The sequence below is a fragment of the Pseudonocardia oceanicola genome, assembly GCF_047200735.1.
In the GTDB taxonomy this organism is placed as follows: Bacteria; Actinomycetota; Actinomycetes; order Mycobacteriales; family Pseudonocardiaceae; genus Pseudonocardia.
In genome coordinates this window covers 26,672-41,036 of sequence record NZ_JBJZON010000007.1, presented here as the reverse complement: position 1 = coordinate 41,036, position 14,365 = coordinate 26,672, and the positions used below count along the sequence as shown (strand labels likewise).

12 protein-coding genes are annotated in these 14,365 nt (G+C 73.2%); 6 read left to right on the top strand and 6 right to left on the bottom strand.

All coding sequences use genetic code 11. The annotated features are described in order from the left end of the window. Positions 1-92: 92 nt before the first annotated feature. Positions 93-1,139, bottom strand: coding sequence for an HPP family protein (locus ACL02T_RS12595; protein ID WP_412830861.1), 1,047 nt, complete (start codon positions 1,137-1,139; stop codon positions 93-95). A gap of 366 nt (positions 1,140-1,505) precedes the next feature. Between ACL02T_RS12595 and ACL02T_RS12590 the strand changes: the two genes are divergently transcribed. Beyond that, complete coding sequence (locus ACL02T_RS12590) at positions 1,506-1,946, top strand: ATP-binding protein (RefSeq protein ID WP_412830860.1); 441 nt, start codon at positions 1,506-1,508, stop codon at positions 1,944-1,946. Between the two features lie 45 nt (positions 1,947-1,991). Here ACL02T_RS12590 and ACL02T_RS12585 read toward each other — a convergent pair whose 3' ends face one another. Beyond that, positions 1,992-3,548, bottom strand: a complete 1,557-nt coding sequence (locus tag ACL02T_RS12585; RefSeq protein ID WP_412830859.1) for an ArnT family glycosyltransferase — start codon at positions 3,546-3,548, stop codon at positions 1,992-1,994. Positions 3,549-3,718: 170 nt separating this feature from the next. Between ACL02T_RS12585 and ACL02T_RS12580 the strand changes: the two genes are divergently transcribed. Next, positions 3,719-5,362, top strand: a complete 1,644-nt coding sequence (locus ACL02T_RS12580) for a sigma-54-dependent Fis family transcriptional regulator (protein WP_412830858.1) — start codon at positions 3,719-3,721, stop codon at positions 5,360-5,362. A gap of 149 nt (positions 5,363-5,511) precedes the next feature. Here the strand turns inward: ACL02T_RS12580 and ACL02T_RS12575 are convergent, their stop codons facing one another. Next, on the bottom strand, positions 5,512-6,624 hold the full coding sequence (locus ACL02T_RS12575; protein ID WP_412830857.1) for an NDMA-dependent alcohol dehydrogenase: 1,113 nt from the start codon (positions 6,622-6,624) through the stop codon (positions 5,512-5,514). Positions 6,625-6,946: 322 nt separating this feature from the next. Between ACL02T_RS12575 and ACL02T_RS12570 the strand changes: the two genes are divergently transcribed. After that, entirely contained in the window at positions 6,947-7,705 is a 759-nt protein-coding gene (locus ACL02T_RS12570; protein WP_412830856.1) for a maleate cis-trans isomerase family protein, read from the top strand. Positions 7,706-7,787: 82 nt separating this feature from the next. On the opposite strand, the gene ACL02T_RS12565 is transcribed toward ACL02T_RS12570, so the two are convergent. Next, positions 7,788-8,972, bottom strand: a complete 1,185-nt coding sequence (locus ACL02T_RS12565; RefSeq protein ID WP_412830855.1) for a cytochrome P450 — start codon at positions 8,970-8,972, stop codon at positions 7,788-7,790. A gap of 145 nt (positions 8,973-9,117) precedes the next feature. On the opposite strand from ACL02T_RS12565, the gene ACL02T_RS12560 reads away from it, so the two are divergent. Then, positions 9,118-9,492 carry a 2'-5' RNA ligase family protein gene (locus ACL02T_RS12560; RefSeq protein ID WP_412830854.1) on the top strand — a complete coding sequence of 125 codons (375 nt, stop codon included), beginning with the start codon at positions 9,118-9,120 and terminating at the stop codon, positions 9,490-9,492. A 64-nt stretch (positions 9,493-9,556) separates the two neighbouring features. On the opposite strand, the gene ACL02T_RS12555 is transcribed toward ACL02T_RS12560, so the two are convergent. Continuing rightward, positions 9,557-10,039 carry an FBP domain-containing protein gene (locus ACL02T_RS12555; RefSeq protein ID WP_412830853.1) on the bottom strand — a complete coding sequence of 161 codons (483 nt, stop codon included), beginning with the start codon at positions 10,037-10,039 and terminating at the stop codon, positions 9,557-9,559. 333 nt (positions 10,040-10,372) lie between these two features. On the opposite strand from ACL02T_RS12555, the gene boxC reads away from it, so the two are divergent. Together boxC and boxB are read left to right on the top strand one after the other, a co-directional pair. After that, complete coding sequence (gene boxC, locus ACL02T_RS12550) at positions 10,373-12,076, top strand: 2,3-epoxybenzoyl-CoA dihydrolase (RefSeq protein ID WP_412830852.1); 1,704 nt, start codon at positions 10,373-10,375, stop codon at positions 12,074-12,076. Positions 12,077-12,079: 3 nt separating this feature from the next. Then, on the top strand, positions 12,080-13,492 hold the full coding sequence (gene boxB, locus ACL02T_RS12545; protein WP_412830851.1) for a benzoyl-CoA 2,3-epoxidase subunit BoxB: 1,413 nt from the start codon (positions 12,080-12,082) through the stop codon (positions 13,490-13,492). A 37-nt stretch (positions 13,493-13,529) separates the two neighbouring features. On the opposite strand, the gene ACL02T_RS12540 is transcribed toward boxB, so the two are convergent. Then, positions 13,530-14,342, bottom strand: a complete 813-nt coding sequence (locus ACL02T_RS12540; RefSeq protein WP_412830850.1) for a crotonase/enoyl-CoA hydratase family protein — start codon at positions 14,340-14,342, stop codon at positions 13,530-13,532. Positions 14,343-14,365 lie beyond the last annotated feature (23 nt).

Here is a 14,365-nt window from a genome sequence, read left to right as displayed (position 1 = left end):
TCCCTCGTGACCCGCGGACCGCCGCCGACGAATCGTGGCAGGAGGGCGGCGCGGTGTCGACGACTCGGAGTCCGGCGCCTCCCCCGGGGGTCTCACACGGGGTCGGTCAGGGCGCGGCAGAGGGCGACGAGCAGGTCGGTCTGGGTCACCATCCCGCACGGCCGCCCGGCCGCGTCCACGATCACGGCGGCGTGGGCCCGCCCGTCGGTCAGGGCGCGGCTCAGCGCCAGCGCGGGCAGGTCCGCGGTGGCCGTCAGGGGCGGCGAGGCCAGCTCCCCGACGCGGGCGGCGGGTCGCACGAGCTCGCGGAGCCCGACCGTACCGACGACGGTCCCGCCCGGGCCGAGCACCGGTAGCGTCCGGACGTCGTGCGCCAGCAGGAGGGCCCGGGCCGTCTCCGGGGTGTCGTGCACCTCCACCCGCACGACGTCGCGGGACATGACGTCGCCGGCCGTCGCCTCGCCGTGCTGCCGGACGAGTGCGTGGGTCTCGACCTCGCGCAGCAGCAGCCCGATGTCCTCGCGCCCGATGTCGAAGGTCTCGCCGATCTCGGCCAGCGCCCGGTCCACGTCCTCGGCGCGGAACCGGGACCGCCGCTCGGCGGGATCGCCCCGCCTCGTCCGGTGCGGGTAGGTATGGCCGGTGAGCCGGTGGAACAGCCACCCGAGCGCGACGAGGACGACCGAGTTCAGCCCCACCGGGACGAAGGCGAAGGCGGGGCCGGCATGCGCGATCACGCTGCCGCCGATCACCGTCATGAGCGCCGCGGCGCCGCCGGGCGGGTGCAGGCAGCGGAGCAGTGACATCACCGCGATCGCCCCGGCCACGGCGAGCCCGGACCCGACGAACGGATCGGCGACGAGGGCGAGCACGCCCAGCCCGACGAGCGTCGAGGCGACGTTGCCCCCGACCACCGGCCAGGGCTGTGCCAGCGGGCTCGCCGGTACCGCGAACACGAGCACGGCCGAGGCTCCGATCGGCGCGACGAGGAACGGCAGCGCCGCCGTCGGCCCGACGACGAGCGCCCCGAGGACGCCGGTGACACAGAGGGCGGCGAGCGCGCCGCCGCAGGCGAGCAGGCGGTCCCGCAGGGTGGCGCCGGCGAGGACCGGGGTGAAGCGGCGCCGACCTCGACCCATCGTGCACCGCCCGCCCCGTCCGTGCCGCCGCGACCGCTCCGCGACGGGACCTTGATGTTACGGACGCATGACGTCGCAGCTCACCGGCGGACAGGACCGGCCGGCCCCGTCCGGTCGGGCCCCTCCGGCCGGCCGGGGGAGCGGAGGAAGCGGCTCCCGACCTGGTGAGGGCGGTGCCGGCGACGGCCGCGGGGACGACGCCCGGCGGGATGCACCCCGGGCCGCACAGGCGGGTGGGTGCCGCTTCGTGGCGAAGGTGACACTGCTCGTGCGCGACCGGCGGTCACGCGCCGGCGACGGGCGGGTGATCGGCCGCCGCCCGGCCAGCGGTCGCGAAGGTCTCCGGGCTTCGTCATCCTCGGGGGCATGGCGGACGACTCGGGCTTCTACAGCATCCGGTTCGGCGCGGACCCGGTGCAGCTCGCCTTCTTCCGGGCGGGGCTGGACCGCTGGCTCCAGGCGCTGGAGTGGCCCGAGCCCGAGCGGGTGGACGCGATCCTGGCGGTGAGCGAGGCCTGCACGAACGCGGTGAAGCACGCCTACGCCGGGGGCGCGCCCGGGGACGTCGAGGTCGTCGGCCGGCTGGTGGCCGGACCGGCGCACCGCCAGGTCGTGGTGACGGTGCGGGACGAGGGCATGTGGCGCCCGGACCACGGGGACAAGGGCTACGGGATGAGCGTCATGCGCGGCTGCATGGAGCGGGTCTCCATCCGGCGCGACGACACGGGGACGACGGTCACGCTCGTCAGCGTCCCCGTGCCGCTGCTCGGGGCCCCGAACGGCTCCGGGCTGGCCGCCGCCGAATGAGCACCGCGGACGCCGCCGACGGGCGACGCGGATGCACGGGGCCGGTCAGCCCGCGCGGAGCGACCAGACGTCGCACCCGTCGCCGGCCGCCGTGCGGACCTGCACGGCGTGGTCCCGCAGCCAGCTCGCCAACGGCGCGGTGAGCTGGGCCGGGACCGGGTTCACGAACCAGCGCGCGCCCTGATCCTGCAGGCTCGCGAGCCGGTCCGGGTCGTACCGGTCGGCCGCGAGCACCCAGCCGTACCGGTCGGCGCGGTAGAGGATCACCGGCTCCTGGTAGTTGTTCGCGACGCCGTCCATCGTCGTCGTGCTGTCCGTGCCGACGACGACGAGGTCGCCGGGCAGGGACACGGCCGCGAGCTGCGTCGCGCACACGCCGAGGGAGCCGGCGTCGGGGTCGAAGGACTCGCGGAACACGTTGGCCGACTGGACGCCCAGCGCCAGCACGGCCGGCACGCCGAGCGCCGCCACGAGGCGGGTCCCGATCCGCCCGCGCAGCAACCGGCCCGCCGCGACCACGCCGATGCCGATCGCGACCGCGGCGTAGGGCAGCGAGTAGACGTGGTACTGGATGCCGAGGTCGGACCCGCTGTAGCGGCCGACCGCGAAGTAGTAGACGACGAGCGCGACCGCGCCGGCGAGCAGGAACGGTGCGGCGGGCGCACCGCGACGGTGCCGCCCCAGCCACACCGCGCCGAGCAGCGCGAACGGCACCCCGATCACGCCGTAGACGAACAGCACCTCGCTGCGGAGGTTGCCGAGGTAGAAGTCGGCGCCCGACCACATGGCGAGGTTGCCGAACTTGTCGTCGCCGCCGGAGATCACGCCGAAGGTGTTGCCGTAGGTCTCGTAGAGGCTCGAGGCGTGCCGCAGCCACAGCCCGGGCAGCACCAGCGCGGTGATCCCGGCCAGGTAGACCGAGGGCCGGCGCAGCCGGTCGCGCGCCGCGAGCAGCAGCCACAGCGCCATCACGAGCCCGACGTGCAGTGAGGTCGGCTTGGCCAGCCCGGCCAGGGAGACCGCCCCGGCCGCGGCCACCAGCCACACCCGGCGGTCCTCTCGCAGCCAGCGGCAGAAGGCCAGCAGCGCGAGCATCGTGAACGCGAGCACCGTGGCCTCGGGCATGAAGGCGGTGCCCCAGCGCATGAAGGCGGGCGAGACCGCCCACGCGATCAGTGCCCAGCGCGCAGCCGCCGGCGGCAGGATCCGCTTCGCCAGACCCCAGAACGCGGCCGTGGCGAGCAGCATGAAGGCCAGCGAGACCAGCCGGCCGAGGACCTCGTGCTCGCCGAAGAGCACGTACAGGATCCCGGTGAGCCACGGCATGATCGGCAGCTCGGACTCGACGAACCCCGGCCCGTTGCCGCCCCAGTTGATCTGGGGCATGAACAGGTCGAGGCCGTGCTCGGCGTAGTTGCGCGCCATCGACGCCGTGTCGGACTGGCGCCAGATGTCACCTGGGTAGGTCAGCGGGCCGAAGGCGCGCACCACCGACAGCACCGTGACGACCCCGAGCACGAGCAGCGCGGCCCTGCCGAGCAGGTCCCTGCGCGGCCGTCCGGTGGCCACGGCAGAGGGGGAGCGGTCGATGTCCAGCTGCACCCACCCGATCGTGCACATGTCACCTGTGGCGACCCTGAGACCCCCACGGAGCCGCGATTCAGGACGCGACGGATGCGTCCGGCGCAATAGGATCGGCGCCGACTCCCCACCGTCGACTCCACCACGTCGACGTCCCACCGTCGGGTCCCGCAGCGAGGAGGGTCCGCCGCATGCCCGCGCTCCGTTCCGAGATCGCCGAGTCGTGGCAGCGGCTCGAGTCCTGCGGGCTGGATCCTGCCGCGTGCCTCGACCCGGGCACGGTCGTCGAGCCGGACCCCGGCACCCGGTTGCGCCGCGCGGCGGGCCCGGTGCTCACCGCCCTCGAGGGTCACCTGCGCGGCTCCCGTTTCGCGCTCGTCCTCGCCGACCGGGAGACCCGGCTGGTCGACATCCGGTACGGCTCGGACGAGCTTGCGCCCGCGCTGGAGTCGGTGGGCGTGGTGTCCGGCATGCTGTTCACCGAGCGAGTCAGCGGCACCAACTCGGTCGCCACCGTGGCCGAGCTGCGCCGCGGCCTCGCCGTCGTCGGCGCCGAGCACTACCTGGAGTCGCTGAAGCGGTTCGCCTGCTACGGGGTGCCGATCCGGGACCCGCTGACCGGGCGGCACGCCGGCGTCCTCGACATCACCTGCCTGACGGCCGACGCGAGCCCGCTGCTGCGGCCCTTCCTGCTCGGCGCGGCCCAGCAGATCGCCGACGGAATGCTGGTCGAGGCGCGCGGGACGCACCGCCGGCTGCTCGCGGCGTTCGAGGCGGCCCGGCGCCGCGTGGCGGGTCCGCTGGTGGCGTTCGGGCCGGATCTCGTGCTGACCAACGACGCCGCGGCCGACCTGCTCCAGCCCGTCGATCACGCCGCGCTGCAGGCCCTGCGGCACGGCCGGTCGGGCCCGGTGCGCACCGAGGTCGAGCTGGCTGCGGGCGGGCGGGTGGTCGCGCGCGTCGAGCCGGCCGGAGGCGAGGGCTTCCTGGTGGAGCTGGAACGGTCGTCGCGGGCGTCGGTCGGCCGCCCGGCCGGGCCCCCGCCGGACCGGGACTGGCACGCCGACCTGCGACCGCGGATCCTGCGCTACCGCGCCGAGCGGGCGAACGTGCTGGTCCTGGGCGAGCCGGGCACTGGCCGCACGACGGTGGCGGCGGAGCTGACCCGCGCCGGCACCGTCACGGTGCTCGCCGGCGCCGAGCTCACCGTCGCGGACACGACGGCCCCGGCCGCCGAGCTCGCCGCCGGTGGCACGCTGCTGGTCGAGGACGCCCACCTGCTCGGGCCGGCCGTCGCGGCGCATCTGGGCCGCGAGGTGGACCGGCACGGGGTCCGGCTCGTGCTGACGGCCGGCGTCGACGGGCTGCCGGCCGGAGAGGGGGCCGCGTTCGGTGCCCGCTGCCCCGTCCGGCTGGAGCTGCCGACCCTCCGCGGTCGGCGCGACCGGATCCCGGCGCTGGCCGGTGCGCTGCTGCGCGAGCGCGCCGGCGGCGCGGTCCGGTTCACGACCGGCGCGCTGCGGACCCTCGCCGCCCACGACTGGCCGGGCAACCTGCGCGAGCTCGCCACGGTCGTCGGATACGTGGCCGGTCGCCGGTCGGCGGGCGACCTCACCGAGGCCGACCTGCCCCCGGGGTACCGGGAGGGACCGCGTGCCCCCGTTCCCGGCGCGCTCTGGCAGGCCGAGCGGGACGCGATCGTCCGGTGCCTGGAGAGCTGCGGCGGCAACAAGGTGCACGCCGCCCGTCGGCTCGGGATCAGCCGCACGACGCTCTACCGCCGGATCCGCGAGCTGCACATCGATCCGGAGGCGCTGCGCGAGCGACCGGCGTGAGCCGGTGACGCCGCGCGCGTGCGCGAGGGGTGAGCAGGCGGGGACGTGCGCGCGGGCTCGGCACGCGGTGATGGTCGGGGGCCGCGGGATCCCCCTCCGGCGGGACCGGGCGTCTCCGGTCCCGCCGGGGCGGGTGTCACCGCCGTCCGTCAGTGTTCGTGGACGAGCACGCCGCGGACGTTCTTGCCGTTCAGCAGGTCGTCGTAGCCCTGGTTGACCTGCTCGAGGGTGTAGGTCTGGGTGATCAGCTCGTCGAGCTTGAGGTCACCGGACTGGTACAGGCCCAGGATCTTCGGGATGTCGGTCGTCGGGTTGCAGTCGCCGAACAGCGAGCCCTTCACCGTCTTCTTGAACAGCGTCATGATCGAGCCGGGCAGGTTGACGTTCTGCGTCGACAGCTTGTTCAGCCCGGTCAGCACCACGGTGCCGCCCTTGCCGATCGCGTCGAACGCCCCGGTGACGATCTCCTCGGTGACGATGCCCGCGGTCACGACGGCCTTGTCGGCACCGTTGCCGTTGGTCATCTGCCGGGCGAGGTCGGCCGCCTCCTCGATGGAGCCCACGGCGTGGGTGGCGCCGAGCTCCATGGCCTTCTCCCGCTTGTTCTGCAGCGGGTCGACGGCGATGAGGTTCTTCGCCCCGGCGTAGCGGGCGCCCTGCACGGCGTTGATGCCGATGCCGCCCACACCGGAGACGATCACGGTCTCGCCCGGGCGGACGTCGGCGGCGTTGACCGCCGATCCCCATCCGGTGGGCACGCCGCAGCCGACGAGGACGGCCTTGTCCAGCGGCAGGTCGTCGTCGACCTTGACCACCGAGTTCTGGTGGATGGTGGAGTACTGGGAGAAGGTGCCCAGCATGCACATCGCGCCGTAGTTGCCCTGGGGGCCGGTGAACGGGAACCGCTCGCCGGGCAGGTAGCCCTCGAGGATGGTGGCGCCCATGTCGCAGATGGCCTGCTGGCCGGTGGCGCACCAGCGGCAGACGCCGCAGTTCGGGATGAACGAGCACACGACGTGGTCGCCCGGCTTCACGCGGGTCACGCCCGGGCCGACCTCCTCGATGATCCCGGCGCCCTCGTGGCCCAGCACCATCGGCAGGCGGGCCTCGAGGTCGCCGTGGGAGATGTGCACGTCGGAGTGGCACAGCCCGGCGTAGGTGTAGCGGATCAGGACCTCGCCGTCCTTGGGGCCGTCGAGCTCCAGCTCCTCGATCTCGATCGGCTTGCCGGTCTCGTAGACGACCGCGGCCTTGGTCTTCATGCGGGGATCGACTCCTTCGTCGTTCTCGGAGGGTGCTGTGGGCAGCCTGCCCCCGCACGAGGGCGTCAAACTGTTTCAGGTCTGGACACCTGCGTGCCTCCGGCATGCGTCGCGGGAGAGGTCGAGCCCCGCGTGTCGTCACCCGGATGTCACAGCCGGCGCTTGACGGAGCGGCGCCGCCGCGCAAGCGTTCGGACCCTCTCGGGAGGGAGGCCGGATGAGCCATGGACCAGAACCTGATGAACGAGATCTGCCTGGAGCAGGGGCCGGTCGTCGACGCCGGTGAGCCGACTCTCCCCGAGAGGCGACCGGTGGACCGGCGATGACCGAGAACCCCCGTGATCACCATGTGGGGATGATCGTCCCGAGCTCGAACCTCACGATGGAGACGGAGCTCCCGCGGATGCTGCGCGCCCGGGAGGAGGTCGACCCGGACGACCGGTTCGTCTTCCACGCCGCGCGGGCCCGGATGCAGCACGTCACCCCGGAGCAGCTGCGCGCGATGAACGCCCAGGCCGAGCGGGCGGCGACCGAGCTCGCCGACGCCCGCCCGGCGGTCGTCGTCACGGCCTGCCTGGTCGCGATCATGGCCCAGGGCCCCGGCTACCACTGCACCGCGGAGGAGTCGATCACCGCCGCACTACGGGCCGAGGGCGCGCAGGCTCCGGTGGTCTCCTCGGCCGGGGCGCTGCTCGACGGCATCGCCGCACTGGGCGTGTCCCGGGTCGCGATGATCACCCCGTACCTGGAACCGCTGACCCGGACCGTGATCGAGTACCTCGAAGCGGCCGGGGTCGAGGTCGTCGACTCGCTGTCGCTGGAGGTGCCGGACAACCTCGCCGTCGCCCGGCTCGATCCGGCCGACCTGCGCGAGCACCGCCGGCAGCTGGATCTGTCCCGGGCCGAGGCGCTGGTGCTGTCCGCCTGCGTGCAGATGCCGTCGCTGCCCTCGATCCAGCCGGTCGAGGACGAGGTCGGCATCCCGGTCCTGTCCGCCGCGACCGCCACGACCTACCGGATCCTGCAGGAGCTCGGCCTCCGGCCACGGGTTCCGGACGCCGGGCGGCTCCTGGCCCTGTGAGGTGCCGATGGTCGTTCCGCGACTCTCGGCACTCACGACGGTCCGACACTCACGACGGTCCGGCACTCACGACGGTCCGGGCTCATGACCAGGTGACGGGCAGGGCGTCGAGACCCCCGGTGAGCAGGTCGGCGCGCAACGGCAGGTCCGCCACCGGACGGTCGAGGCGCAGGCCGGGGAACCGGGCCGGCAGCGCGGTGAACACGGCCTGCAGCTCGACACGCGCGAGGCTCGCACCGATGCAGTAGCGCGGCCCGTACCCGAAGGTGAGGTGGTTGCGGGCGTCGCGGTCCGGGTCGAAGCGCTCGGGGTCGGCGAAGGCGTCGGGGTCGCGGTTGGCGGCGGCGGGGGCGAGGACCACGCAGTCGCCGGCCCGGACCGTCACGCCGTCGATCTCGAGGTCGGTGTGGGCGTAGCGGGGCAGCCCGCTGCCGCCGGGCGCGGCGAGCCGCAGGATCTCCTCGACGGTGTCCGGCGCGAGGGCGGGATCGGCGGCGAGCGCGGCCCAGTGCCCGGGATGCTGCAGCAGGAGCACGGTGCCGACGTCGATGCGGGTCACCGTGGTCTCGTGCCCGGCGAAGAGCAGTGCCGCGGCCAGCGCCGCGCTCTGCCAGTCGTGCTCGGGCCCGGACGCGGCGAGGTCGCTGAGCACGTCCTCGCCCGGGTCCTCGCGCTTGCGCGCCACCAGGCCGTGCACGTACCCGACCAGCGCCCGCAGGGACTGCTGGGCGGCCTCGCGGTCGTCGAGCCGGCCGGCGCCCTCCGACCAGGCGCGGAACCGGGTCCGATCCTCGTACGGCACGCCGAGCAGCTCGCAGATCACCAGGATCGGCACCGGCAGGGCGAGGTGTTCGTGCAGGTCGGCAGGCGGTCCGGCGGCATCCAGTGCGTCGAGCGCGCGAGCGACCAGCTCGTCGACGTGGTCGCGCAGCCGGAGCATGCGGCGGGCGGAGAAGGCCGGGGCGAGGAGCTTCCGCATGAGTGCGTGTTGCTCGCGCTCGGTGTCGGGATCGCCCATCATCGGCCCGCCCAGGATCGCCGAGCCGGAGACCCGCGCGGCGCGCTCGGGCTCGGGATGCGAGCGGCCCAGGCGCGGGTCGGCGAACAGCGCCCGGCACTCGGCGTGCCCCGTGACCAGCCACGCCGGGTCGCCGGTCGCCGTGCGCACCGCACAGATCGGGGTGCGCTCGCGCAGCTCGGCGTACAGCGGCGCGACGTCCAGCACACCGCGTCGGTCGAAGGGCAACTGCGGGACGGTGGTGGTCATACCCCGATCGTCATCGCTCGAGCCGTGCAGCGGAACCCGACACCGGGTGGACGAGCCGCGAGTCCCGCCTGCCCTTCCGCGAGTCGGGGTTCCGGCAGCGGGAGTCGGGGGTTCTGGTCGACCGGGACGCGGTGCCGGGCCCCGCGTGTGCGGGATCGCCGGCACCCGACACTTCCCGCCGGAGCGGAACCACCTCGCACGACGACCGCCCCCCACAGCGGTCGTCGGTGAGGCACGACTGCTGGGGCGCGGGGTCGCCCTCCGGATCGACGCTCCCGACCTGCTCGCCCTGCGCGCCGACCTCGCCGGGAGGTTCGACCCGTGGCTGACCAGCCAGGACCGCGGCAAGCGTGAGCCGCACGTGACCGTGCAGAACAAGGTCGCCCCCGAGCAGGCCCGGGGCCTCCACGCCGTCCTGTCGGGCCACCCACCCGAGCCCACCGCAGTCGTCGCCCTCGGGCTGTGGCGCTACCGCGGCGGTCCGTGGGACCCGGTGGCGACCTACCCGTTCACACCGTGATCACCAGGAGGGCTCCGATCTCCTGATCAGCCGATCGTGAGCTCCTGCTCGGTGATCGGAGCGCTCAGCGCACGACCTCCCCCACGAACGCGGCGGCGCGCTCGCGCAGGCCGGCGCGGCGCTCGTCGACGGTCAGGCCCGGCGCGGGACGCAGCGCCGCCGTCGCCTTCTCGACCCGGACGTGGTGGCGGCAGTCGAGGTCGGCGCAGACGTAGGTCCCGACCGTGTTGCCCTCCCGGCCCTTGGCGCCGCGGCGGGCCGCGGTGAACAGGGTGGTGCCGCCTGCGCCATGGGTGGTGCGGCAGAGCGCGCACATCGCGGCGGCGCCCACGGCGTTCGACGCGGCGCGGAGCAGCACCGCGGTCGGCTCGCCGGTGCCCGGCACCAGCAGCACGGCGCGGTCCGGGGCCTGGGAATCCCGGAATCCGACGACGTCGTCGAGCGCGTCGAGGTCGAGCTCGCGAATCTCGGTAGGCAGGGTCAGCCGACCGGCCTCGCCCTTCGAACAGTTGGTCAGGGCGCGGCGGATACGGGCGTCGGTGGTCATCGTGCGGTCCGGGGGTCTCGGCGAGCAGGGCGTGATCACGCTAGGCGCCCGGCCCGGCGAGGCGCATCCCCATTCCCGGGCGGACTCCTCCCGACTCGTGCTGCCGGACCTCGCGACCGCGGTGCCGGAGCTCCCGATGGTCGAACCCTCGTCCGGGAGGCGTGTCCGCCGAGCGGCCCCGGCGGGCTGTGGGTCGGCACGAGGTGCGTCCACGGCGCGGAGTCGGTCAACGTTCCACAAATTGTTGACGCTCGGTCTCAGTGTTGTAGAGTGTCGGGTGCCATCCCACGAGGTAGTCCCTCCCGACCTGGCAGCGACGACAGGAGGCCCGGAATGAGCGACCCGTCCGGCGAGGAACAGGCGCCCGAGGTCTCCTTCGCCACGTCACCCGAGGCGTACCGCCACTGGCGGCTCGAGGTCGACGGTGAGGTGGCTACGCTGATTCTCGACGTCGACGAGACGGCGGGTCTGGTGCCGGGGTACGAGCTGAAGATGAACTCGTACGACCTGGGCGTGGACATCGAGCTCTACGACGCCACCCAGCGGCTGCGGTTCGAGCACCCCGGCGTGCGCGCCGTCGTCGTGACCAGCGCGAAGGACAAGAACTTCTGCGCGGGCGCGAACATCCGGATGCTGGCGCAGAGCCCGCACCCGTGGAAGGTGAACTTCTGCAAGTTCACCAACGAGACCCGCAACGGGATCGAGGACGCGACCGAGAACTCCGGCCAGACCTGGATCGCGGCGGTCAACGGGACGGCGGCCGGCGGCGGCTACGAGCTGGCGCTGGCCTGCGAGAAGATCCTCCTGATCGACGACAACTCCTCGGCCGTCTCGCTGCCCGAGGTTCCGCTGCTGGGCGTGCTGCCCGGGACGGGCGGGCTCACCCGGGTCACGGACAAGCGCAGGGTGCGCAAGGACCGGGCGGACGTGTTCGCCACCCGCGCCGAGGGGATCCGCGGCAAGCAGGCCGTGGAGTGGAAGCTCGTCGACGAGACGATCCCCAAGCGGGTCTGGGCCGAGACGGTGGCCGAACGGGCCAGGCAGGCCGCCGCGCGGTCCTCCCGCCCGACCGACGCGCAAGGTGTCCCGCTGCCCCCGCTCGAGCCGACGGTCTCCGCGGACGTCATCACGTACCGGCACGTCAAGGCCGAGTTCGACCGGGATCGGGGCCTGGTGGAGATCACCGTCCTCGGACCCGACCGCGGGGTGCCGGAGTCCCTGCAGCGGGTGCACGAGCTGGGTGAGGCGTTCTGGCCACTGGCCATGACCCGCGAGCTCGACGACCTGATCCTGCGGTTGCGGGCCAACGAGCTCGAGCTGGGCACCTGGGTGATCCGGACGAAGGGCGACGTCGAGGACGCCGTGGCCTTCGAGCGGCTCATCGCCGAGCACAGCCGGGACGACTGGCTGGTCAACGAGATCCGGCACTACTTCAAGCGGGTGCTCAAGCGGCTCGACGTGACCTCCCGCTCGCTCATCGCGTTGATCGAGCCCGGCTCGTGCTTCGCCGGCGCGCTGCTGGAGCTGGCGCTGGCGTGCGACCGGCAGTACATGCTCGACGGCACCCTGGACGAGGACGACCCGAACGGCCCGGGGCAGGGCGACGAGGCCCAGATCATGCTGTCGGCGAGCAACTTCGGGGCCTTCCCGATGGGCAACGGACTCTCCCGGCTCGCCAGCAGGTTCTGGGGCGACGCCGACCACGTCGCGAAGCTGAGGCAGGAGACGGATCGGCGGATCGAGGCCCGCGAGGCGCTCGAGCTGGGGCTGGTCACCGACGCCCCGGACGACATCGACTGGGACGACGAGATCCGGATCATGCTGGAGGAGCGGGCGTCGCTGTCCCCGGACGCCCTGACCGGCATGGAGGCCAACCACCGGTTCGTCGGCCCCGAGACGATGGAGACGCGCATCTTCGGGCGGCTCACCGCGTGGCAGAACTGGATCTTCGTGCGGCCCAACGCCTCCGGTCCGGAGGGGGCGCTGCGCCGCTACGGCACGGGACGCAAGGCGGAGTTCGACCGGAAGCGGGTCTGAGAGATGTCGATCGACTACAGCGAGAAGATCCCCAACAACGTCGACCTCGCGGGCGACCGCAAGCTGCAGCGCGCGTTGGAATCGTGGCAGCCCAACTTCCTCAACTGGTGGAAGACGATGGGTCCGGCCGTCCCGACGCAGGACGTGTACCTGCGCACGGCGGTCAGCGTGGGCAAGGAGGGCTGGGCGCAGTTCGGCCACGTCGCCATGGAGGAGTACCGGTGGGGCGTGTTCCTCGCCGAGCGCGGCGACGACCGGCGGATCGCCTTCGGCGAGCAGAAGGGCGAACCGGTCTGGCAGCAGGTGCCCGGTGAGTACCGCGCCGACCTGCAGCGGCTGATCGTGATCCAGGGCGACACCGAGCCGGCCTCGGTGGAGCAGCAGCGCCGCCTCGGCGAGACCGCCCCGTCGCTCTACGACCTGCGCAACCTGTTCCAGGTCAACGTGGAGGAGGGCCGCCACCTCTGGGCGATGGTCTACCTGCTGCACGCCTACTTCGGCCGCAACGGCCGCGAGGAGGCCGAGGCGCTGCTGCAGCGCAACTCCGGCGACCTGGACAGCCCGCGCATCCTCGGGGCGTTCAACGAGGAGACGCCGGACTGGCTGTCCTTCTACATGTTCACCTACTTCACCGACCGGGACGGCAAGTACCAGCTCGGCACGCTGAAGGAGTCCGCCTTCGACCCGCTCTCGCGCACCTGTGAGTTCATGTTGAAGGAGGAGGCGCACCACATGTTCGTGGGCACCACCGGGATCGACCGGGTGGTCACGCGGACCTGCGAGCTCATGCGCGAGCACGACACCACCGACGTCGCCCCGCACGGCGGCATCCCGCTGGACGTGATCCAGAAGTACATCAACTTCCACTACTCGGTGTCGCTGGACCTGTTCGGCTCCGAGCAGTCCACGAACGCGGCGAACTACTTCACCGCGGGGCTGAAGGGCCGCTGGCAGGAGGAGCGTCGCCGCGACGACCACCGGCTCACCGAGGACGCCTTCACGATCGACACGGTGAAGGACGGCCGGATGGCGAGCGACGAGGTGTCGGCGCTGCTGGCGCTCAACCTCGACCTGCGCAACGAGTACGTGAAGGACTGCCAGTCCGGGCTCAAGCGCTGGAACCGCATCCTGGCCAAGAACGGCTTCGACGAGTCGCTGTACCTGCCGCACGTGGGCTTCAACCGGCAGGTCGGGCTGTTCTCCGAGCACCACGTCACGCCCTCGGGGGAGGTGGTCGGCGAGGACGCGTGGAAGGCCAAGGAGGACTGCTGGCTGCCCAGCGCCGGGGACAAGGCCCACGTGCAGAACCTGATGCGCCCGGTCTACGAGCCCGGCAAGATCGCCGGCTGGATCGCCCCGCCGAGCACCGGCATCAACGGCCAGCCCTTCGAGTACGAGTACGTCCACTTCGCCTGAGCGGTGAGTGGCGACCATCGCCACTCACCGGTCCGGGTCAGTCGCGGAAGACGGCGGGGCGGCGCTCCGCGGCCGCAGCCAGCGCCTCGTCGAGGTCGGCCGAGAGCAACATTCCCGCATTCCAGGTGGCGACCTGCTCCAGGGCGTCGGGCACGCTGTGGTCACGGGCGTAGGTGATCGCGTGCTTGGTGCCGCGCAGGGCGAGCGGGGGCTTGGCGGCGAGCGACGCGGCCACCTCGGCGACCCCGGCGGCGAGCGCCTCGGCGTCGGGGAACACGCCGTTGACCAGGCGCAGGCCGAGCGCCTCGCCACCGCCGACGGTCCGCCCGGTGTAGGCGAGCTCGCGGGTCACGCCCTCGCCGACGATCCGCGGCAGCCGCTGTAGCACCCCGACGTCGGCGACCACCGCCATGTCGATCTCCTTGATCACGAACCGCGCGTCCTCCGTGGCGTAGCGCAGGTCGCAGGCGGTCGCGAGGTCCATCCCGGCGCCGATGCACGCCCCGTGCACGGCCGCGATCACCGGCACCCGGCAGCGCTCGACACTGGTGATCACGTCCTGCAGGTCGAGGATCGTCCGGCGCAGGGCCTCCGCCGCACGGCCTGCACAGTCCGCCCCGCCGCCGGCCCGCAGGCCTCCCAGCATCTCCAGGTCGATCCCGGCGCAGAAGTGCTTGCCGTTGCCCGAGAGCACCACTGCCCGGACGGTCGGGTCGGCGTCGAGCCGGTCGACGGCCGCGCGCAGCTCCGACCACAGCGCCCGGTTCAGCGCGTTGGCCTGGGCTGGCCGGTCGAGCCGCAACTGCGCGACCCCGTCCTTCGCCTCGACCGCGAGGGTCTCGAACTCCATGGGCTTCCTCTCTCGGGGACCGG

Excerpts from the sequence above, each read along its gene's own strand:
- ACL02T_RS12595 (WP_412830861.1), bottom strand. The coding sequence starts at position 1,139 with ATGGGTCGAGGTCGGCGCCGCTTCACCCCGGTCCTCGCCGGCGCCACC.
- ACL02T_RS12575 (WP_412830857.1), bottom strand. The coding sequence starts at position 6,624 with ATGAAGACCAAGGCCGCGGTCGTCTACGAGACCGGCAAGCCGATCGAG.
- ACL02T_RS12565 (WP_412830855.1), bottom strand. The coding sequence starts at position 8,972 with ATGACCACCACCGTCCCGCAGTTGCCCTTCGACCGACGCGGTGTGCTG.
- boxC (WP_412830852.1), top strand. The coding sequence starts at position 10,373 with ATGAGCGACCCGTCCGGCGAGGAACAGGCGCCCGAGGTCTCCTTCGCC.
- boxB (WP_412830851.1), top strand. The coding sequence starts at position 12,080 with ATGTCGATCGACTACAGCGAGAAGATCCCCAACAACGTCGACCTCGCG.
- ACL02T_RS12540 (WP_412830850.1), bottom strand. The coding sequence starts at position 14,342 with ATGGAGTTCGAGACCCTCGCGGTCGAGGCGAAGGACGGGGTCGCGCAG.
- ACL02T_RS12555 (WP_412830853.1), bottom strand. The coding sequence starts at position 10,039 with ATGACCACCGACGCCCGTATCCGCCGCGCCCTGACCAACTGTTCGAAG.
- ACL02T_RS12570 (WP_412830856.1), top strand. The coding sequence starts at position 6,947 with ATGACCGAGAACCCCCGTGATCACCATGTGGGGATGATCGTCCCGAGC.
- ACL02T_RS12580 (WP_412830858.1), top strand. The coding sequence starts at position 3,719 with ATGCCCGCGCTCCGTTCCGAGATCGCCGAGTCGTGGCAGCGGCTCGAG.
- ACL02T_RS12590 (WP_412830860.1), top strand. The coding sequence starts at position 1,506 with ATGGCGGACGACTCGGGCTTCTACAGCATCCGGTTCGGCGCGGACCCG.